This is a genomic window from Halobellus sp., assembly GCF_042218505.1.
Taxonomy (GTDB): Archaea; Halobacteriota; Halobacteria; order Halobacteriales; family Haloferacaceae; genus Haloquadratum.
The window spans coordinates 40406-60618 of record NZ_JBDGQZ010000031.1 but is presented as its reverse complement, the minus strand read 5'-3'; the positions used below and the strand labels follow the sequence as shown (position 1 = coordinate 60618).

Annotated in this window: 20 protein-coding genes; 7 read left to right on the top strand and 13 right to left on the bottom strand. The window is 64.9% G+C overall.

The genetic code is table 11. From position 1 onward, the window contains the following. Nucleotides 1-45: 45 nt before the first annotated feature. The 7 genes from ABEI27_RS09695 to ABEI27_RS09665 form a co-directional block, all read right to left on the bottom strand. The gene (locus ABEI27_RS09695; protein WP_375799201.1) at nt 46-1752 is read right to left on the bottom strand and encodes a histidine kinase N-terminal 7TM domain-containing protein; all 1707 of its coding nucleotides are present in this window, start codon (nt 1750-1752) and stop codon (nt 46-48) included. 66 nt (nt 1753-1818) lie between these two features. Then, nucleotides 1819-2652, bottom strand: coding sequence for a UbiA family prenyltransferase (locus ABEI27_RS09690; RefSeq protein ID WP_375799200.1), 834 nt, complete (start codon nt 2650-2652; stop codon nt 1819-1821). Nucleotides 2653-2976: 324 nt separating this feature from the next. Continuing rightward, a complete protein-coding gene (locus ABEI27_RS09685; RefSeq protein WP_375799199.1) occupies nt 2977-3831 on the bottom strand; it encodes a universal stress protein in 855 nt (284 codons plus the stop codon). Between the two features lie 57 nt (nt 3832-3888). Continuing rightward, a complete protein-coding gene (locus tag ABEI27_RS09680; RefSeq protein WP_375799198.1) occupies nt 3889-4371 on the bottom strand; it encodes a hypothetical protein in 483 nt (160 codons plus the stop codon). Between the two features lie 67 nt (nt 4372-4438). Further along, entirely contained in the window at nt 4439-6934 is a 2496-nt protein-coding gene (locus ABEI27_RS09675; protein ID WP_375799197.1) for a heavy metal translocating P-type ATPase, read from the bottom strand. 3 nt (nt 6935-6937) lie between these two features. Beyond that, complete coding sequence (locus ABEI27_RS09670) at nt 6938-7729, bottom strand: sulfite exporter TauE/SafE family protein (RefSeq protein ID WP_375799242.1); 792 nt, start codon at nt 7727-7729, stop codon at nt 6938-6940. Nucleotides 7730-7774: 45 nt separating this feature from the next. Further along, nucleotides 7775-7987 carry a hypothetical protein gene (locus ABEI27_RS09665; protein ID WP_375799196.1) on the bottom strand — a complete coding sequence of 71 codons (213 nt, stop codon included), beginning with the start codon at nt 7985-7987 and terminating at the stop codon, nt 7775-7777. Between the two features lie 99 nt (nt 7988-8086). On the opposite strand from ABEI27_RS09665, the gene ABEI27_RS09660 reads away from it, so the two are divergent. Genes ABEI27_RS09660 through ABEI27_RS09645 form a run of 4 tightly spaced genes read left to right on the top strand, consistent with a single transcriptional unit; the run spans nt 8087 to nt 10890 of the window. Then, the gene (locus ABEI27_RS09660; RefSeq protein WP_375799195.1) at nt 8087-8359 is read left to right on the top strand and encodes a ba3-type terminal oxidase subunit CbaD; all 273 of its coding nucleotides are present in this window, start codon (nt 8087-8089) and stop codon (nt 8357-8359) included. Nucleotides 8360-8361: 2 nt separating this feature from the next. Continuing rightward, nucleotides 8362-8877 (top strand): cytochrome c oxidase subunit II, encoded by a 516-nt coding sequence (locus tag ABEI27_RS09655; protein WP_375799194.1) that lies wholly within the window; start codon nt 8362-8364, stop codon nt 8875-8877. A 1-nt stretch (nt 8878) separates the two neighbouring features. Further along, nucleotides 8879-10681, top strand: coding sequence for a b(o/a)3-type cytochrome-c oxidase subunit 1 (locus ABEI27_RS09650; RefSeq protein WP_375799193.1), 1803 nt, complete (start codon nt 8879-8881; stop codon nt 10679-10681). Then, nucleotides 10681-10890, top strand: coding sequence for a CbaC protein (locus tag ABEI27_RS09645; protein WP_375799192.1), 210 nt, complete (start codon nt 10681-10683; stop codon nt 10888-10890). The genes ABEI27_RS09650 and ABEI27_RS09645 overlap by 1 nt, the downstream gene beginning before the upstream one ends. Before the next feature lie 341 nt (nt 10891-11231). Here the strand turns inward: ABEI27_RS09645 and ABEI27_RS09640 are convergent, their stop codons facing one another. From ABEI27_RS09640 to ABEI27_RS09630, 3 genes are all read right to left on the bottom strand, one after another. Then, nucleotides 11232-11462, bottom strand: coding sequence for a hypothetical protein (locus tag ABEI27_RS09640; RefSeq protein ID WP_375799191.1), 231 nt, complete (start codon nt 11460-11462; stop codon nt 11232-11234). Between the two features lie 112 nt (nt 11463-11574). Beyond that, nucleotides 11575-12789 (bottom strand): TIGR04347 family pseudo-SAM/SPASM protein, encoded by a 1215-nt coding sequence (locus tag ABEI27_RS09635; RefSeq protein ID WP_375799190.1) that lies wholly within the window; start codon nt 12787-12789, stop codon nt 11575-11577. Next, nucleotides 12786-13073, bottom strand: a complete 288-nt coding sequence (locus ABEI27_RS09630; protein WP_375799189.1) for an Htur_1727 family rSAM-partnered candidate RiPP — start codon at nt 13071-13073, stop codon at nt 12786-12788. Before ABEI27_RS09630 ends, ABEI27_RS09635 begins: the two co-directional genes overlap by 4 nt. Before the next feature lie 98 nt (nt 13074-13171). Between ABEI27_RS09630 and ABEI27_RS09625 the strand changes: the two genes are divergently transcribed. Beyond that, nucleotides 13172-13723: a halocyanin domain-containing protein gene (locus tag ABEI27_RS09625; protein ID WP_375799188.1), complete on the top strand. Its 552-nt coding sequence runs from the start codon at nt 13172-13174 to the stop codon at nt 13721-13723. A gap of 28 nt (nt 13724-13751) precedes the next feature. Here ABEI27_RS09625 and ABEI27_RS09620 read toward each other — a convergent pair whose 3' ends face one another. The 3 genes from ABEI27_RS09620 to btuC all read right to left on the bottom strand — a co-directional run bounded on the left by ABEI27_RS09620 (nt 13752) and on the right by btuC (nt 17369). After that, on the bottom strand, nt 13752-14807 hold the full coding sequence (locus tag ABEI27_RS09620; protein ID WP_375799187.1) for a transcription initiation factor IIB family protein: 1056 nt from the start codon (nt 14805-14807) through the stop codon (nt 13752-13754). Nucleotides 14808-14973: 166 nt separating this feature from the next. Continuing rightward, nucleotides 14974-16353 carry an ATP-binding cassette domain-containing protein gene (locus ABEI27_RS09615; RefSeq protein WP_375799186.1) on the bottom strand — a complete coding sequence of 460 codons (1380 nt, stop codon included), beginning with the start codon at nt 16351-16353 and terminating at the stop codon, nt 14974-14976. After that, complete coding sequence (gene btuC / locus ABEI27_RS09610) at nt 16350-17369, bottom strand: vitamin B12 ABC transporter permease BtuC (RefSeq protein WP_375799185.1); 1020 nt, start codon at nt 17367-17369, stop codon at nt 16350-16352. The genes ABEI27_RS09615 and btuC overlap by 4 nt, the downstream gene beginning before the upstream one ends. A gap of 62 nt (nt 17370-17431) precedes the next feature. On the opposite strand from btuC, the gene ABEI27_RS09605 reads away from it, so the two are divergent. Together ABEI27_RS09605 and aroA are read left to right on the top strand one after the other, a co-directional pair. Beyond that, nucleotides 17432-18574: a PGF-CTERM-anchored ABC transporter substrate-binding protein gene (locus tag ABEI27_RS09605; RefSeq protein ID WP_375799184.1), complete on the top strand. Its 1143-nt coding sequence runs from the start codon at nt 17432-17434 to the stop codon at nt 18572-18574. Nucleotides 18575-18893: 319 nt separating this feature from the next. Continuing rightward, nucleotides 18894-20195: a 3-phosphoshikimate 1-carboxyvinyltransferase gene (gene aroA, locus ABEI27_RS09600; RefSeq protein WP_375799183.1), complete on the top strand. Its 1302-nt coding sequence runs from the start codon at nt 18894-18896 to the stop codon at nt 20193-20195. The last annotated feature ends 18 nt before the right edge of the window (nt 20196-20213 follow it).

The following is a 20213-nucleotide window of genomic DNA, read 5'->3' as shown; positions in this document are numbered from 1 at the left end:
GGAGTAAGCGTGACGTTTCGACGTGACTACGGCGGGCCTGCCGCACTACTTGGCCGCGCCTGCAGCCGTCGACCCGGAGTCCGACGCGGCGGCGTCCACATCACCGAAGATGGGGACATCGACGAGCGCTTGCGTTCCAGTCGGTTCGTTCTCCCGGAACTCGACGGCTCCGTCGGCGATGTCGACGCCCCACTTGACGATCCAGAGTCCCAACCCGCTTCCGTGCTCCAGCGCCGTCTCGGTCCCCGATTCGAGCACGGCTACCTCACTTTCGTCGATACCGGGCCCCTCGTCGACAACAGAGACCCGCGCAGAGTCACCCCGGATATCGACATCGACGGAGATCCGAGCGACACCGTCTCCGTAGTGAGCGGCGGCGTTTTCCAGCAAGTTTGTGAACACGTACCTGAAGGCGAATGCGACCTCGACGTCGGGTGAGGGCGGATCGATGTCGATCCGCACGGCGTGGTCCCTGCGGACGGTATCGACCGCCTGCTCCAGTATTGCGGCTAGCGACAGTGGATCGGACGGTTCGTGCGCCAGATCGAATAATTCGATGGCCTGCCGACCTTTCTCGCCGAGTCCGTCGATACGCATCGCCCGCTCCTGGATGATCTCGGCTTCGTCGCCAGAGAACTGGTCTGCATAGCCGTGGATCACGTTCGTCTCGGTCCGCATATTGTGTCTGAGGACGCGGTTCAGCACTTTCAACCGCTGTTGCTGTCTGCGGTACTCGCTGATGTCGTGGAAGGTGATGACGCGGCCGATGGGCCGATCCCGGATATCGACGATCGACGTGACTCTGACGTCGTAGGCCCGACCGGAAATCCCGTCGCCGATCGTGAGCACGCCGTCGAGATTTCCCTCCGAGGGAACGGTTTCGTATTCGGGGATGTACTCGCTGGCGGGGGCACCCAGGATTTCTCTCCGATCGCCCTCGACGATGGTGAAGAAGACGTCGTTCGCGTAAACGACGTAGTCGTTCCTGTCGACGACGACAGCGCCCTCGTCCATCTGATCGAAGAGGTACTGCCGAGCGCGTTTGGTCGGCGTCGGACTCGTCTCGAACAGGCGATGTCGACTGATGGCGTACAGGTAAGCCACGCCCGAGATCGAGAATGCAATCGGCGTCGGATCGATAGGAAGTCGCGGGAACACGCCCGCTAGGAACAGTCCGTTCGTGAGCCACGGCGCGAAGACGCCGAGTAAAAGAATGGCGCCCTGGCGCTTGATCGCCGTCGCTCCACTTCTGAGCGTCCCGAGCAGTGGCACCGTCCCTACGGCGCCGAGGAAGTATGTGTAGGCCGCGATCACCCAGTACCACACGCCGCCCATCTGCAGGTGGATGACGCCGTTCGGCCCGACGAACGACTGCTCGATGAAGAGGAGACTGTGCGAGTCACTCGTGAGCGCCAGCAGGACCGTGCCGATCGGAACGACCGACAGCGCGGAGACGATCCAGGGACGGATGAACTGATCGTTACCCGTGTACTCGAGCGCGAACAGTGTCCACGCGAACGGAATCAACCCGACGCCGACTGACGATAGTTCCGTCCAGAACACTTTGCCGTCCAGGGTCGCGGCCTGGAGTTTGAAACTGATACAGGCCGACCACCAGGCCTGCCCGACCAGTAGCCCGACGAGCGGGGTCGCCCCGGGTTCGGGACGCTGTCGCCAGGCGAGAATCGCTGCCGACGTGCCGACCGCCACCGAGAGAAACAGCACCAGAACCAGCGGATGCGGCAATGCCATTCGTTCTCAGGCTATACAGCCATCCCACGTAAAAAGAAGGGGTGACCAGGAAGCTGTCTCAGCCGCTCACATACCGGTCACCAGAAAGCCGAGAAACACCGCGAAGACGACGAGGTGTTTGACGTTGGAAGCCACTGTGAGTGAGCGGTGGTCGGCGATCCGTCCGAGGCACCCAATCGCGCAGAGACTGTAGCCAATCCCGACGAGGAGTGCCACCGTCAGGGTGACTGACAGCAGTTCAAACAGGAAGGCTAGCACCAGGAAAGTCGCGAGACCGAGCGAGAGTACGTAGAGCAGTTGTCGCGTCCGATCGACGCCGACGACGGTCGGGAGCGTCGCAACGTCGATTGCGTCGTCACCCTCCATATCGGCCACGTTCGGAATTTCCGTGTTGATGAATCGGTCGACGAGGAAGTAGACGAACACGACGGCGGCCGTGGGGGAGAACGCTGCCTCCGCAAACGTGAGGGGGAGGAAGGTGAGCGTTACTGCCCATCCGAACGCCACGAGCGTTGAATTCACGAGCAGAACGTTTTTCAGTCGATCGAGACCCGAGCTGAGCGTCGGGAGCCAGTCGGACCCATAGAGAATCCAGAACGCTCCCGGGAGAAGCGTGAGCCCGAACGTGAGCGGCCCTCCGGTAAGCGAGATGGTGAGCGCGAGGCCGTACGAACCAGCGGTGAGAACCGACAGGATCGTTTCGTGCCGGCGGATGAACGCGCTCTGTCTCGGATTAGTCAACTCGTCGGTGTCTGCGTCCGCGATCCGATCCCCAGCGTATACGGCGAACGTGAGCAGGCCCACGACAACCGCTGCAGGGAAGATAGGCACCGATAACGCAGTCGCGACGATCGCACTCTCGATCATCGCGATGAGGACGAGGTGAACTGTACTATACATCAAGACGTCTCTGACGCGTCGACTCCGTCGGCGGAGTGTCCCCGCGACAGAACTGTACCACGAAACCGTACTGTCCGTGCTTGCGTACACGTTTCTCGATTCACTAGCCATAGGTCTGGACGGTGGCCTGTTGCCCCGCCGACCCAGGATAGCCAGGGGCGAAAAGTTAAACTCCCGATATATAATAAAACAACTGTCACTTCTGATTTTCTAAACCGATAATTGGGACTCGCAGTTCTCTCGCACGGTTTCCGCGGCGAAAGTATCTTTTTGGACTCTCTTCTGGCCGAAGTTATCAGACATCCTATGTGTACTTCGGCCCCGCTACTCTGCCGGCACGACGAGCACAGGCGTGTCGGAGAGACGGACCACTTTCTCCGCGACGCTACCCAGCACGAACCGCTCGACGCCCCTCCGCCCGTGCGTGCCGAGCACGACGAGATCAGCGCTCGTCCGCTCGCAGTGATCGAGTATCTCTCGGTGTGGGATCCCGTGTTCGACGGCCTCGTCGCTTCCAACCTCCGCGTCGGTCGCCCGCCCGGTAACTCGCCGGACCGCTTTCGCCGCGGCCTCCTCGAAGGCCGCCGTGGTCTCGCTCGATCTGAGTCGCCCCTCCGGCACGACCGAGAGCGTGTAGATGGAGGCACCGAGCCGGTCGGCGAGATCGACGCCCCACCGCTCGGCCGGGACTGCGGCGTCGCTCCCGTCCGACGGGATGACCACGTTCCGGTACGGTCGCTGGGCGGTCGCCTCCTCCCGAACGGTCAGGACCGGGACCGGCGAGAGGCGGACGACCTTCTCGGCGACGCTGCCGAGGACGTACCGGTCGAGTCCGGTGCGACCGTGCGTTCCCATCGCGATCAGATCGATTCCCTCCCGCTCGACAACCGACAGGAGTTCCTCGTGCGGGAACCCGGTTTCAACCGCAGTTTCGACTGCCACCCCTGCGTCCTGGACACGTGCCGCCGCATCGGTGACGACGTCTTCGAGTTCGGCTTCGACTTCCGAGCGCTCTGCGACGCTCGACATTTCGTAGGGGTCGACGACGGCAACGAGGTGTACTGTCGCCGCTGTCTCCACCGCAAGCGAGATTCCGTGCTCGAGTCCCGGCACTGAACCTTCGGTCCCATCGAGCGGAACGAGTATTCGGTCAATTTCGACTGACATTGATTGGCTCATATACCTCTGTTCATCAGGTGCTGAGAAAAAATCCGTCCCTGCGAGTCGGCCGCGTGCTCACTCGCTTCTGTCAGCGTCGTTCTCGTCGGTTTTAACCACGTTTTCGTCGTTGTCGGCCACGTTTGCGGCCTCGTTACCCCCGTCCGTATCCTCGGTAATCTCGCTTCCGTCCCCGTCAGTCATCGCTGGATCAGGCGCGTCGGCCTCCGGCCGGGCACCTTCGAGATACGATCCGACCGTGGCGGCCGCCGCCTCGGGTTCGGTGTAACTGTCGCCGAGGCCGACCTCCTGCCGGTGCCACTCCCCCTCGCCGACGTAGACGTCAACCCACCAGTACAGCGTCAGTCCTTTCGTGAACCCCACGATGCGGACACGGTGGTCGCCGCGGTCGTTCTCGTAGACGGCCGTCCGGTCGCGATACTGCGCTGCCCACCCATCGGGAAGTTCGATGTCGTACGGGTCCCCGGGGCGGAACTCCTGGAAGTCGACGGACGGAGCCTCGTCGATCATCGCAACTATGAAATACCGGGGCGAAGCCACCTTGTACCTCCCGGTTCAACCCCCTCTGCGTGGTCGGACGACCCGCGTACTTAGCATCAAACCCCCGCTACTCGCTCACGATCGACCGCGAGGAGTTGGTGACGACCAAGAGACTGCTCGCGGCCATCGCGACGGCCGCCAGAAGCGGATTGAGGACGCCCGTGATCGCCAGTGGGACGGCGACGAGGTTGTACACGAACGCCCACCCGAGGTTCTCGCGAATCCGGCGGTGCGTGCCGCCGGCGACCTCGAAGACCGTGGGAACGGCGTCGAGGCCCTGTTCGACAATCACCGCGTCGGCCGCACTTCCGGCGAGATCGGTCCCCGACGCGAGCGCGATTCCGACGTCGGCAGCCGCCAGCGCCGGTGCGTCGTTCGACCCGTCGCCGACCATCGCGACAGTCCCACGCGAGCGGAGACGCTCGACCGTCTGCGCCTTCGCCGCCGGCGGGACGCCCGCAAACACTTCGTCGATCGCCTCGTGTCGACGGAACCCCTCGGCCGCCCGCTCGTCGTCACCGGTGAGGACGACCACGTCCCGATCCGCACCCAGTGCTGAGACGACCCGGTCCCACTCCTCGCGAGGTGCGTCGCCGACGTCGAGCACGGCCTGTACTCGCCCTGACCAGCCGACAACTGTCGGCACACGCCCCTGGTCGCGGATTCGCTCCACTGCGTCGCTGACCGGATTCGGGATCGTGTGCGCTCGCGACCGGAGACATTCGGGCGCTCCAACCGCGACGTCGACCTTCCCCTCGGATGCTGGCTCCTCGGCTCCGCCGCCGGTGCTCACGGTCCCGATCACTCCCTTCGCGTGAACTGTCACGTCGGTCACGTCCGGAAGCGCGTCCGGCCCTGCGTCCACGACCGCCGCAGCGATCGGGTGGGAGGCGTACCGCTCGACGGCGGCGGCCAGTTCGAGCGCCCGTCGCTCTCGGGCCTCGGCGTTGGCCGCGAGTGTCGCGGATGCGAGGCCCCCACCGTCGGTGCGGCCGCCATCCGCCGTGAGTGCCCCACTTTCCTCGCCGGCCCCGACTCCGACGACGTCGACGACGCGCATCTCTCCGTCGGTCAACGTCCCGGTCTTGTCGAACACGACGACCTCGGCGTCCGAAGCGTCCTCAAACACTGCCTCGGAGGCGACGATCACGCCCGCGTCGGCCGCGTCGCGAATGCCAGCCGCGACGGCCAGCGGCGTTGCCAGACCGAGCGCGCACGGACAGGAGACGACGAGAACCGTCAGTCCGGTGAGAACCGCGTCCGTGACGGGCGTTCCGAGCGCGAGGGACCCCACCGTCGTGAGGGTCGCGAGCGCGACGACGAGCGGGACGAACACGGTCGCTAGTTTGTCAGCAAGGCGCTGTGCGCCCGAGCGCGACGACTGGATTTCCCAGAGTAGTTCGACCAGTCGATCGAGCGTGCTGGTGGCGGCCTCGCTCACCCCGACCGTGATCGGATCGTCGGTGACGACGGTGCCGCCGAGCACCTCATCGCCCGGCCCGCGGCGATCCGGGACCGACTCTCCGGTCACGAGCGACTCGTCGACCGCGGCGCTGCCCTCGATGACGACGCCGTCGATGGGGATCCGCTCACCCGGTCGGACGACGACGCGTTCGCCCGCGGTCAGATCCTCCACCGAAACGGTCTCAGTCGATCCGTCGGCGGCGAGCCGCGTCGCCTTGTCGACGCGGGCGCTCGTCAGATCCGTCAGTCGTCCGGCGGCACGCCGCTTGATCCGGTCCTCGTAGTAGTTCCCAACGGTCACGACGAGCACGATTGCCACGCTCACGTCGAAGTAGAGATGCGTGCGCCCGGCGACCATCGCGCCGACGCTAAAGAGGTAGGCCGACATCGCCGCGAGTGCGACGAGCAGGTCCATATTGGGCTGCTCAGCGCGGAGGCTGACCCACGCCCCACGGAGAATCGGGTACCCGGTGTAGAAGAGCACGATCGATGACAGCACCCAGACGTTGCCGAGAACGTAGAGTCCGTCTAAGCCGCCGAGATCGACGAACGGCTCGAATCCGAGGTATGTCGGGTACAGAAAGACCGCGTACCAGATCATCACCATCATCCCGAAGACCCCGCCGCCGATGAGGAACGTCGCCAGTCCGTCCCGCTCCTCGTCGTCCTCGTCCTCGGGATCCTCGATCTCGTAGCCGTACCGCGAGAGCCGTTCGTCGAGTTCGCCCACGTCGGTGCGCTCTGGATCGTACGTGACCGAGAGCATATCCGTCGCGTACGACGCCGCTACCGCGTAGACACCGTCGTCGTCCGCGGCGGTCGATTCGATGAACGTCTCGCAGGTCGCACAGTGCATTCCGTCGACCGCGAGGTACGTCTCTTCCGCGCTGTCCGGCACCTCGCTATCCGGTGTCTCGCTCGTCGCGGTGTCGAGTTCGTCGTCGATATCTGTCAAGCCAGCGTTCTCAGGGCCGCCGATCGATCGGGTGACTTCCAGACACCCGCGACAGCAGTACGTGCCCGCAACGCCCTCGTCGGTCACCGGCGGATCCGGCGTCGGGAGATCACACAGCGAACAGGTGTCGGTGTTTGAACTCATTGGTCACCCCAGCGGCTGGTAGATCGGAAGCATCGGATGCGGGATGTGGATGCCAACGAGCAGCAACCCGTGTGCGAGCGGCAAATATCCGAGGGCGAGGAAGGCGACGCCCAGGACGCGGTGCAGCGTCCGGCGGCGTCCGACCGACAGCGAGCCGAGCGCCGTGCCGTAGACGAAAAGCGTCGGGAACGTCCCGAGCCCCAGAAGCGACAGGAGAAACGCCGCCCGGAACGGATCACCGATCGCGAACGCGTACAGGTACGCTGGAAACGTGATCGGACAGGGCAGAAACGCGTGTCCGACACCGAGCCCGGCGATCCGGACATCGCCGACGAGCGCGTCGACGCGACTCGTGAGGGCAGCGCTGACGCGTCCGAAGACGGCCGAGAACCGCCCCGGCAGCCGAACGACGCCGCGGGAGCCGCCGCTGAGGTAGGATGCACCCGTCGCCATAATGAGTACGCCCACGACAATTCCCGTCGCGGCCCGGACGCTGTTTCCGACCGCGACGACGGCATCGGCTGCGCCGACCGTGAGTGCGCCAACGAGAGCCAAGACTGCTCCGACGACGGCGTACCCGCCCGCTCGACCGAGGTTAAATAGCGCGTGCTGCCTGACCTGTCGGACCGAGAGCCGGCTTTCGGCTTCTTTGGTGGCCTGCAGCCGATCGGCGTAGACGCTCACGAGCGGCCCACACATCCCCAGGCAGTGCGCCCCGCCAAGCGCGCCAACCACGAGAAAGACTCCCGCCTCGACGTTCGACGCCGGTAACTCGCCGAGACCCGCGGCTGACAGGAGCGCCGCATCGGTCTCTACCGTGGGCGGTATCGGCACGGCCGATCAGACCGCCTCTTCGCCGGTCGCGGCTTCTTCGTGAGAGTTGTGGCCTGCTCCGTCGTTCGGTGAAAAGAGCAGGTACAGACTCACGGCGATGAGGAGGACGTTGACGAGCGTGATTGCTCCGGCCCACCACGTCCGGAAGATTCCGAACGCAGCCACCGGAAGGATCGCTAATAGCGCGGCCATTCCTGCGACACGCGGCGTCAGTTCCATACGCTTCCTCTCGCACGGGGGTGATTCGACATTTCGCTGATTTTCATCGCGTAAGAATCTATCCGCTCGTTCAAGCATCTTTAGTCGATACGCGTCGATATGGCAGGCGAACCGCAAACCGAGGAAATGCCGACGCCAGGCGGTGAGGAGACCGGAGACGGAGCGTCGATTCCCGACACGGAATCGATCGACGACGAGGGGTACGTGATCGGCTCGGGCCGCGCCGGCGTCGTTAGACAGATCGATCACGAGGACTTCGATCCGATCGGGACGCTCGTCCTCATCGCGATCTATATGACGATTATCGGGGCAATGTGGATATTTATGTACTTCGTCGAATTCCTCGGCGGTGACCTGACGGTGATCGGATAACTATGGAGATACACAGATACGAGAAAATCTGGCTGACAGGCGCACTGCTCCTCATCGTCGGCTTCATCGCGACTGTCTCCTACGGCGCGGTCGGGGCCGGCATCGAAATGGTCGACGACGAAGGCGGACAACTCGAACCGAACGCGATCAGCGACCATCCCAAGTTCAGCGAGCCGGGAACGTACAAGACCGGCGAAAACGAGTACGACGTCTACGTGGTCGCCTATCAGTTCGCGTTCGACCCCGGCACGTCGGACCCGATCCGGGTGCCGGCCAACTCCGAGGTGACCTTCCACATCACGTCCAGAGACGTCGTCCACGGCTTCGAGATCGTCGGGACCAACGCCAACACGATGGCGATCCCGGGACAGGTCGCGACGATCACCGTCGAGTTCGGCGAACCGACTGAGTACGGACTGCTCTGTCACGAGTACTGCGGATCGGCCCACCACGCGATGGAGGGCAGTATTCAGGTCGTGCCGCAGAGCCAGTGGAACGAGAGTATGGTGGTGAACTGAAATGGCGACGTTCGTCGATAGATATCCGGACGAAGCGAAAGTCGTACAGGCATCGTTCGCAGTCGCGTTTATCGCCCTCGGAATCGGCGCGTTCTTCGGGCTGATCCAGGCGTTACATCGGACCAACGTGCTGCGCGTCATTGACTCGGTCGACTACTACACGCTCCTGACCGCGCACGGCGTGTTACTCGCGCTCGTGTTCACGATCTTCTTCCTCGTCGGCGTGTTCACGTGGGCGATCGCGAAGGGGTTCGAGCGCCCGCTCCCGGACATCAGACTGACGTGGGCGTGGTTCGGCCTGATGACGACCGGAACGGTCCTGAACGCGGTCGCAATCCTCGCCGGGCTGGTCCCCGAAATCCCGATGAGCGCGGACGTGCTGTACACCTTCTACGCCCCGCTCGAGGCGCACCCGGCCTTCTACATCGGGCTCGCGATGTTCATCGTCGGTACGTGGATGGCCGGGGCAGACTGGTTTCTCGCGTATCGCGACTGGCGCGGCGACAACCCCGACGAACGGATTCCGCTGCAACCGTTTATAGTGCTGACCACGATGATTATGTGGTATGTCTCGACACTCGGAGTCGCCGTCGCAGTCGTGTTCTTTCTGATCCCGTGGTCGCTGGGACTCATCGAGACGGTGAACCCGTTGCTCACGCGGACCCTGTTCTGGTACTTCGGCCACCCTGTCGTCTACTTCTGGCTAATGCCCGCGTACCTGCTATGGTACACGGTGCTGCCGAAACTCGCCGGCGGGCGACTCTTCAGCGACCCGCTCGCCCGCGTCGTCTTCGTTCTGTTTGTCCTGCTTTCGACGCCGGTCGGCATCCACCACCAGTACGTCGATCCCGGCATCGCGGAGGGCTTCAAATTCATCGCGATGACGAACACGATGTTCCTCCTGTTGCCGTCGCTTCTGACGGCGTTCACGGTCGTCGCTAGCGTCGAACACGGCGCGCGACAGCGAGGCGGTGATGGGTATCTCCGCTGGCTGGGCGCACTCCCGTGGCGCGACCCCGCATTCGCCGGGATGGCACTGGCCGGACTGATGTTCGCCGCCGGCGGCTTCTCGGGGATGATCAACGCCGGGATGAACATCAACTACCTCATCCACAACACGCTGTGGGTCCCCGGGCACTTCCATATGACCGTCGGGACCGCCGTCGCGCTGACGATGATGGCCGGCACCTACTGGCTGCTCCCGCAGATCACCGGCAAAACGATCTACAGCCGTCCGATCGGTCTCTTTCAGGTCGTGCTGTGGTTCATCGGAATGGTGTTTATGTCCAACGCGATGCATCGGGGCGGTCTCTTGGGGATCCCGCGGCGGACCGCCGAGCCGCAGTATCAGAACTTCGACTTCGCGGCCGCGGTCGGTAGCGTCGGCGAGATCAGGATGCAGATCGCCTTCGGCGGCGTGTTGCTCTTTCTCAGCGTCGTCCTCTTCCTATTCAACGTGGCGGCGACGTGGGCCGAGAGCCGAGTCGATACGCCGGTCGACGATACGATTCCCGAGCCGCTGTCGCCGTCGAGCGGCGCACCGCTGATCCTCGACAACCTCTCGCTGTGGACCGGCATTGCAGTGGTGCTCGTCATCCTCGCGTACACCCTCCCGCTGGCGGGCATCATCACCGACAGCGGCCTCCTCGGCAGTAGCCAGGGCTTCCCGGTCGTCGTCTCGCTGGACGCGCTCGCAGAAGCGGCCGCCTCAGCCCTGCCGCACGTCTCTCCCGACGCAGCCGCGGGCATCCACCCGCTCGATACCGCGGCAGACCTCGCTGCAGAACTGGGGGTGAGTCGCTGATGCGGCAACTTTCGCCCGCGACGTTCCTGATCCTCGTCGCGTTCACCATCCCGTTTGCCGTCGAATTCCGGACGTTCGCCGGGTTCTTCGGTCTCGAACTCCCGTTCATTTCGGTGATCCTCTTCGAGGCGCTGCTTCTGACAATTCTCACTGCCGTGTACGTGTTGGGACGACTCACGTCGGAGGAAGAAGCTGCTGCGACGCCGTAGCCGATCGCTCCGGTGCGGCTGGGCGGCCATTTTCGATTTCGACTGGGGACAGGAGCTGTTCAATCGCATCGAATTTCGAGATCTGCGCCCGCAGCCCAGTTTTGTCGTTTTGCCGGTCGAATATCGAACCCTTCCTCATCTGCTGCTGGAACCCCCGAACGAGAATCTGCGTGGGAAGCGACAGCCCCTCCCGTCGCTCGTATCGAGCGCAAAGGGAGAACTTCGACTCACAGACTGCCGTTCTCGTAGAGACGCGGCCGGCGAGTCGGGATAGGTGTGAAAAAACCGCCGTTTTCAGCGGTGTTGCTATTGATCTCGGTGACAAAAGTAGGCCGTCACCCTCACCGACGCGGGACGTGTCGGCGGGTCGCCGCGGCCGTCACCAACAGGAACGCGCCGAAGACCACCGTCATCGCGAGTTCCGTGGGAAGCGCCCCGAGACCGCCGGCGAACGTCCTGAGGATCGCGTACCCCGCGACTACCGTCAGTGCGACGCCGAGCATTACGAACACGCCGATTGCGATCTTGAGAGGGTCGATATCTATCTCCGGGGTCGACCGTGAAGTGCTCATCTCGTCATTCGATACGGCACGAGAGAGAATATAAATGATAGCCGCTTCTCAAACCGCTGGAATCGGGGTCTCCCCGGCGTTGGCCGCCGTTCCGAGTCGTCTCAGTCGCTGTTCAGTCTGCGGCCGACTCCCCCGCGCCGGCGGCGGGACCGAGTCGCTCGTCGCGCGTGAGGTAACACTGCGGGTCGGATCCGAAAACGTCGCCCTCGACGGCGAGCGCGCGGAGCCGGGACCCGCCGCGACAGATGTCCTGGTGGCGGCACGTCCCGCAGCGACCCGTCAGGTGCTTCTCGCGGTTCCGAAGCGCGCCCAGGAGCGGGTTCGACTCGTCTTCCCAGATCGCGCCGAACGGTCGGTCACGGACGTTACCGAGGCTGTAGCTCTGCCAAAACTGCGTGAGGTGGACGTTCCCCTGGTAGTCCACGTCGGCGACGCGTTTGCCGGTCGGATCGCCGCCGTTGACTTCCAGGTACCGGCGGACGGCGTCAGCCTTCGCCTCGCTGAAATGCTCGCGGGCGTACTCGACGAGGAACGCGGCGTCGCAGTAGTTGCCCACGAGCAGCGTCTCAATCTCCTCGCCCTCTTGATGATATTCGAGCGTCATCTCACAGAGTCGCTCGACGGCGCGACGGCGGTCCGCCGGCGTGAGGTCCGCGTCGGCAATCTCGCCGCCGCGGCCGCCGTAGTCCAGGTGGTAGAAACAGAAGCGATCCAGGCCGACCTCCGAGAGGAGACCGACGACGGACTCCATATCGGCGGCGTTCTTCTCCGTGATCGTGTAGCGAAGCCCCGTCTTGAGCCCCGCATCGAGGAAGTTCTCGATTCCCTGCACCGCGGCGTCGAACGCGCCCTCCTCGCCGCGGAACGCGTCGTTGCGCTCGGGCATCCCATCCACGGAGACACCGGCGTACTTCAGGCCGACGTCCCGGAGCGCCGCTGCCCGTCCAGGCGTCGCCAGCGTCCCGTTGGTCGACAGGACGGGTCGGATCCCGACCTCGTTGGCGTACGCGACCAGTTCTTCGAGGTCGTCGCGAACGAGTGGTTCGCCGCCCGAAAAGAGGACAACCGGCGCGCCGTAATCGGCGAGTTCGTCGAGTAACTGTTTGCCTTCGGCCGTCGTCAGTTCTCCGGGGGCGGCGTCGAGGTCAGCGCCAGCATAGCAGTGCTCGCAGTAGAGGTTACAGCGACGAGTGAGGTTCCAGACGACGACTGGCTTCGTGGTCCGCTCTTCGGTAATTTGCGCTTCTTCGGAGTTGCGGCCGTCGTCGTACCGGAGTCCGTCGCCCTCGGCGTCAAGATCACAGAGGAGTTTGCTGATCGAGATCATTGGTTTACACCGCCCGCGGCCGGCGCTTCGCCCGGTTCAGTCTCGTCTTCGCCCAGCGCTCGGATACTGTACCGGGCCACGTCGTCGGCGCGGCAGAGCCACAGTGTCTCCGCCGTCCACCCGAACAGTGACGATGCTTGTTCGCGGGCCACCGACTCGCTCGGGGCTGTGACGCTCCCAACGTGACGCAGCGGATCGTTGGCCTCGCTGCGGAGGAACACCTCCCACTCCGGCGTCGTATCGCTCCGCGGTTCGCTCACGCGCATACGTTCTTCGTCACTCATCATCGCTACCATATTACTGGATCCCCGAATCCGTTCCGCCCGTTTTCGGGAACTGAGAACGATTCGGGCTTCCTTACTGTACCAGGGCGAAGCGTCTGGTGATGTCACAGACAGACTCTACCCGTCGACGTTTCTTGGGAGCGGCTGTGGCGATTACCGCCGGCCTCGCTGGCTGTTCGGGTGGCTCTGCCTCCGGTTCGAGCGGCGGTTCCACGTCGGGGTCCAACAGCGACTCGACGTCCGGGTCCAGCGACGGTTCGACCGCCGAATCCGGCGACAGCGGCGACGACGGCGGTTCGAGGCCATCCTTCGACGGCTACCTCGCTGAGACGTCGAACTACGACGGCGTCGTGGACCGCACCGGACAGTCGGAGGTCACAGTGAACGTAGGCACTGAGGCCAACGGCGGAAACTTCGGGTTCGGCCCGGCCGCCGTCCGCGTTTCGACGGGGACGACCGTCGTCTGGAAGTGGACCGGCAAGGGCAGCCTCCACAACGTCGTCGCCGAGGACGGCTCCTTCAAATCCAAGCAGGTCCGCGAAGAAGGACACACCTACTCCCAGACGTTCTCAGAACCCGGGACGGTCTCGTACTACTGCACGCCGCATAAGATGCTCGGGATGAAGGGCGTCGTCGTCGTCGAAGAATAGGCAGCGCGCCCCGCGAATCAGCCTTCGATCAGGCCTCTGCCGCACCGCTGCGGCCGCCGTGCGGGGAATCGAGGTCCCACGCTTCCAGCAGTTCCTGATATCGGTTCCGGATGGTGACTTCCGAGATGTCGGTCACCTCGCTCACGTCCGCCTGCGTCAGTTCCTCGTTAGTCAACTGGGCGGCGGCATAAAGCGCGGCCGCGGCGAGCCCGACCGGCGACTTCCCGGAGTGGACGTTCTGTCGCTTCGCGTTCTCTAGAAGTTCGTTCGCCGTCCGCTCGGTCTCTTTGGGTATCTCCAGGTCCGACGCGAACCGGGGGACGTACTCCGCGGGATCGGCTGGCTGGATCTCGAGTGAGAGTTCGCGGACGACGTAGCGGTACGCCCGCTCGAACTCGTCCTCGCCGACTCGAGAGACCCGCGCGACTTCGTCGATGCTGCGGGGCACCTGTGCCATCCTGGCGGCCGCGTGCAAGGCCGCCGTTGCGATTCCCTCGATGGAGCGGCCGGGGAGGAGATCCTCATCGAGCGCGCGGCGGTAAATAACAGAGGCGGTCTCGCGGACGTTCTCCGGGAGGCCGAGCGCCGAGGCCATCCGATCGATCTCGCCGAGCGCCTGCTTGAGATTGCGCTCCTTCGAGTCGCGGGTGCGGAACCGCTCGTTCCAGGTCCGCAGCCGTTGCATCTTCTGGCGCTGGTTCGACGACAGGGAGTTACCGTAGGCGTCCTTGTTCTGCCAGCCGATGTTGGTCGACAGCCCCTTGTCGTGCATCAGGTTCGTCGTCGGTGCGCCGACCCGAGACTTCTCGTCACGCTCAGCGCTGTCGAAGGCGCGCCACTCGGGGCCGCGGTCGATCGAATCCTCGTCGACAACGAGTCCGCAGTCCGCACAGACTGTCTCGCCGCGTTCATCGTCAGTTACGAGATCGGTCGAACTACACTCGGGACACTCCAGCGACTCCTCTTCAGTCGCTTCGGTATGTTCAGTTTCCTCGGTGTACCCGGTGGTCCCGCCGGCATCGTGGTCTCGCCACGTTCGTTCGTCGTCGTCTTCGCGCGTACGCGCGTGAAGGGCATCACTCATTTTGTATCTCGTGAGACGGCGAGAACCGGTCCACCGCCTCGCTCGTAACCATACATTGTTTGGCTCGCTTAAAAAATCTGTCGGCCGTGTGCGAACACAATGTCGACCAGGTCCAAATTCGACCCCGAACACAATCGAGACCTCGCGGTAAACGGGGCGCGAATGCTCAGGAATCCGGCTCCTCCGGCCCGGGTTGCGCCTGCCGCAGTGAGGACACTATGTCTTCCGTGGCGTCGGTCTCGGTGACGCTCGACCCATCGACCGCGTCGGTCACGGCGCTCAGCACGTCGCTCGATTCGACGACTCGGGACCGTTCCCGCAGGGACTCATAGACCTCGGTTGCGGCCGTTCCGACGTAATTCCGCTCTTCGAAGGAGCGGTCTTCGACGAGTACGACCTCGTCTGCGGCGGTCGCGGCCCGGAGATTCGGGAGGTTCCCGGTCCCGACCTCGATGTCGGCGACGACTACGCAGTCGGCCGCATCGATCCGCCGCTCGACCGCCGCACGGCTCGCCGGATCGATTCCGGCGAAGGGTTCGACCGTCTCGACGTCCAGCGCGAGACTCCGGGCGGCCTCCGTGTCCGTGTCGCCCTCGTTCAACGCGCCCACAGACACGTCGTATCCGGCTGCGTCGAGGACGTAGAGATGTCTAGCGGCGGTCCCGCCGCCGCCGACGACGTGAATCCGTCCCGGTCGAGAACGGCCGGTTCCCTGTTCGGACCGCGCCTCGTCCGCAGTCTCGTCCGGAAGCGCAGTCACGTAGACTGAGCCCGTCACCGGGTGCTGTGAGACGACGGCGTTGGCGTCGAAGGCCTCCTGCAGGGCCGTCTCGGTGAGCACCGATTCGGGCGACCCCTGTGCCCTGATCTCTCCGTCCGCGAGGAGCACCAGTTCGTCGCAGTAGTGCGCCGCGAGATTCAGGTCGTGAATCGCCGCGACGGCCGTCTTGCCGTGGCGCACTAGATCGCGGACCAGTTCCAGGGTCCGCACCTGGTGGTTGATGTCGAGGCTCGCCGTCGGTTCGTCCAGGAGCAAGAGCGGCGTCTCCTGGGCGAGCGCCCTCGCCAGCACCACCCGCTGGCGCTCGCCGCCCGACAGCGTCGAGACCGACCGGTCTTCGAACTGACCCGTATCGGTCCGATCGAGCGCGCGCTGGACTGCCGCCTCGTCGGCCTCGCTCCACCCGCCGAAGCGCGACCGATGCGGGTTTCGCCCCATCTCGACCACCTGCCGGACGTCGAACTCGAAGGCCACGGCAGTGTCCTGCGGGACCGTCGAGACGAGTCGGCTCGCCGCCTTCGACCCGAGTTCGGGGATCCGTTTGCCGCTCACAATCACGTCGCCTGCGTCGGGAGTCTGCGTCCCGTTGAGCGCTCGGAGCAGGGTCGTCTTGCCCGCGCCGTTCGGCCCGACGAGGCCGACGAACGTGCCCGGATGGATTGCCGCGTCGATTCCTTCGAGAACCGGCGTCTGGTCAAACGCCACGCGGAGTCCCTCGAATCGGACGAGGGGGTCGTCCTGAGAGCCGGGATCGACATCGTTCACAGTCCGGTCACCTCCTGTGACCGGAGCAAGTAGAGAAAGAACGGTGCCCCGAGCGCCGCCGTGACGATACCGACCGGAATCTCCGTCGGCCCGGACCGTGCGAGGGTGTCGGTGGCGACGAGGAACGACGCTCCGGCGAGCGCGCTCGCGGGAAGTAGCACTCGATGGTCCGGTCCCACGACGAGTCGCATCGCGTGCGGCACGATGAGGCCGACGAACCCGATCACACCGGTGACCGCGACGGCCGCCGCAGTAACCACGCTCGACGCGGCCAGGAGTAGACGCTTCGTCCGTTCGACCTCGATACCGAGCGTTCGTGCGTCCTCCTCGCCGAGCAGAAGCACGTTCAGATCGCGGGCGTACGCCAGAAGTAGCGCGAACAGCGGTGGGACGACGACGGCGATTACGCGCACTTCTGTCCAGGTCGTCCCGCCGAGGTGACCCATCAGCCAGTAGACGACCCGTCTGAGGCTCTGGCCGCTGTGGAGGAGCAACAGCGAGATGATCGCACCCAGGAACGCCTGGACGGCGACACCGGCGAGCAGGAGCGTCGCAGTCGGCGTCTGTCCGCCTCTCGTCGCGATCAAGTACACCCCGAAGGCCGTGATCACGGCGGACGTGAAGGCTGCACCCTGGAGTTCGAGGCCGAGGGGGAACGCAATCGGGAGGACGATCGTCGTCACGGCGCCGACCGCCGCACCAGAAGAGACGCCGACGATCGAGGGGTCGGCCATCGGGTTGCGGAAGAACCCCTGCATCACGACGCCCGCGGTCGCTAGCGCGAAGCCGACAAGCGCCGCCAAAACGATCCGCGGAAGCCGCACGTCCAGCACGATGACGCGACTCGTCCGCGCGGCGTGGAACGTCAGCGGGGACGGATCGGCCGACAGGAGGATCCCCGCGACGGTGTCCGGAGCGATGGATACCGGGCCGATTCCGGCGCTCACAACCACGACAGCGGCGAGTACACCGGTTAGCGCGCTCGACCACGCGATGGCGCGCGTTCTGACAGTCACGACGTTACCCAATCTCAGTTGGATTAGGCAAATACTTGTTGCATTAGCGTGCAGGCCCGTCTATGCATCGAAGCGCACTACTCCTCTCGGTCTTGCTCGTCGTCGCGGCCGTCGGCCCCGCAGCCGGCCCTGTCGCCGCGGCCGGTCCCAGCGAATCCGTCGGAACACACGTCGCATCACACGGTGGAGACGCCGACGCCTGTCCGTTCCCGTACGAAACGACTGACGCGACCGGAACTGGGGTGACGATTCCGGAGGATCCCGAACGCGTGGTAACGCTCAACCCGAGTGCCGCACAGACGATGTGGGAGATCGGCGCGGAGGACGAGGTCGTCGGCGTCTCGCAGTACGCGACGTATCTCGATGGTGCCAGCGCGAAGGTGAACGTCTCCGGAGCGGGCGGACCGAGCGTCGAGACAGTGCTGAACGCGACGCCCGACCTCGTTCTCGTGCCGAACAGCACGCACGGGTTCGCGGCCGAGCGCGTCGAGCAGATCCGCGCCCAAGGCGTCCCCGTCTACGTCTTCGGGGAAGCGACCTCGCTCGACTACGTCGCCGACAAGACCGAACGCGTCGGTCGGCTCACCGGAAACTGCGAAGCGGGCACCGAACGCGCCGACGAGATGCGTCGCTCGCTCGACCTGATGCGACAGGCGCTAGCGGACGAGGAGCGCCCGGTCGGGCTCAACGTCTTCTACGGATACACTTCCGGAGAGAACACGTTTATCGGCGACGTGATGGGGGTCGCCGGTCTCCAGAACGGCGCGGCCTCGGCGGGCATCTCGGGCTTCCAGCCGATCAACGAGGAGACAGTCGTCGAACTGAACCCGCAGTGGATCGTCACGCCCGAAGGCAGTTCGATTCCCGAGACTGCAGCCTACAACAGCACGACCGCTGTGCAGGAGGGGAACGTCGTTCGAGTGAACACGAACTACCTCCAGCAGCCCGCGCCGCGGTCGATCCTCGCCGCGGAGACCATTCTGGAGGCCGTCCACCCCGACGCGTACGAGAAGTACCAGCAACTCCAATCTGGTACCGACCCCACGACGTCGCCGACCGCAGCATCAGAGACCCCGTCGCAGACGACCGCCCCGGCGACTGACAGCGCGTCACCCATGTCGGGTGCTGGCACGCCCGGATTCGGCATCATCGCCGCGGTCGCTGCGCTGGCGGCCCTCGCTGCGCTCGTCCCGAAGCGGCAGTAATCCCTTACGCTGATGCCGAAGCCGGGGTACCATCCGCGCTGGTTCCGACGCGGCAGGAACCGCTCCGCTGGCTCCGAAGCTGAAGCGGCCGCGGTGCTCTCTGACCTCAAGAGCGTACAGCCGGCACTCGCTCGCTAGGTCCCCACGCCGGTGTGCCGGACAACTGCGGCTGGTGTGGGGCGTTCGTTACGTCACGGCGACGTTGGCCCCGGCTTCGCATATAAACCATCGTCCCAATCGAGCGGTGACGAACCGCTGTGCCCGGGAGCCGGACCGCGCGACAGTAAGTATCAAACCCTCACCCGCGCGAACGGTGGGTATGGACGTCTCCATCTCTCAGTCCCGCGTCGCCGGGCGCGTTCGCGCGCCGCCATCGAAGAGTTACACGCACAGAGCGATTCTGGCGGCCGGGTACGCCGAGAGCGCCGTGGTTACCGATCCGCTCGTGAGCGCCGACACCCGTGCGACGATGCGCGCCGTCGAGGCGTTCGGTGGTCACGTGGCACGCGCAGACAGCGACGACCGACTCGAAATCTCGGGATTCGACGGCCGGCCGGCGGTTCCGGACGACGTCGTCGACTGCGCGAACTCCGGGACGACGACCCGGCTTGTCACCGCCTGCGGCGCGCTCGCAGACGGACTCTGCGTCTTCACCGGCGACGAGTCGCTACGCTCGCGACCGCAGGGCCCCCTTCTTGACGCGGTCGAACAACTCGGCGGGCGCGCGGAGTCGACCCGGGGCAACGGACAGGCGCCGCTCGTAGTCGGCGGTCACGTCGGCGGCGGCTCCGTCTCGATTCCCGGCGACGTCTCCTCGCAGTACATCACTGCGCTCCTGCTGGCGGGAGCCGTGACCGAGGACGGAATCGACATCGAACTGGAGACCGAACTGAAGTCCGCCCCCTACGTAGACATCACGCTCGAAGTGCTGGACGACTTCGGCATCGACGCCGAGCGGACGGTGGCGGGCTTCGCCGTTCCGGGCGGACAGTCATACGCCCCTGCGGGCGGCGAGTACGCCGTTCCGGGCGACTTCTCGTCGATGTCGTATCTCCTCTCGGCAGGTGCCGTCGCGGCCGCAGACGGCGAGCGAGTGGTCGTCGAAGGTGCGCGACCCAGCGCACAGGGCGACAGTGCGATTGTCGACGTTCTGGAGTCGATGGGCGCGACGGTCGACTGGGACCGGGACGTTGGAGAGATCGCCGTGCCCTATGCGTCGCTATCGGGAACGACTGTCGACGTCGGCGACACGCCGGACCTGCTCCCGACGATCGCCGCGCTTGGTGCGGTCGCCGACGGCGATACAGTCATCGAAAACTGCGAGCACGTCCGGTACAAAGAGACCGACCGCGTGAGTGCGATGGCAGAAGAACTGACGAAACTGGGTGCGTCAGTGACCGAAGCGCAGGACCGGCTGACGGTTCACGGCGGGAACACCGACCTCGTCGGGGCCCGAGTGGACGGCCGCGCCGATCACCGAATCGTGATGTCGCTCGCGATTGCCGGCCTCGTCGCCGACGGCGAAACGGTGATTCAGGGTGGCGAACACGTGGACGTCTCTTTCCCGAACTTCTTCGACGCGATCGAGTCGCTCGGTGTCGCCGTCGAGCGCGAGGCGTAACTGGGCAGGGGACGGTTC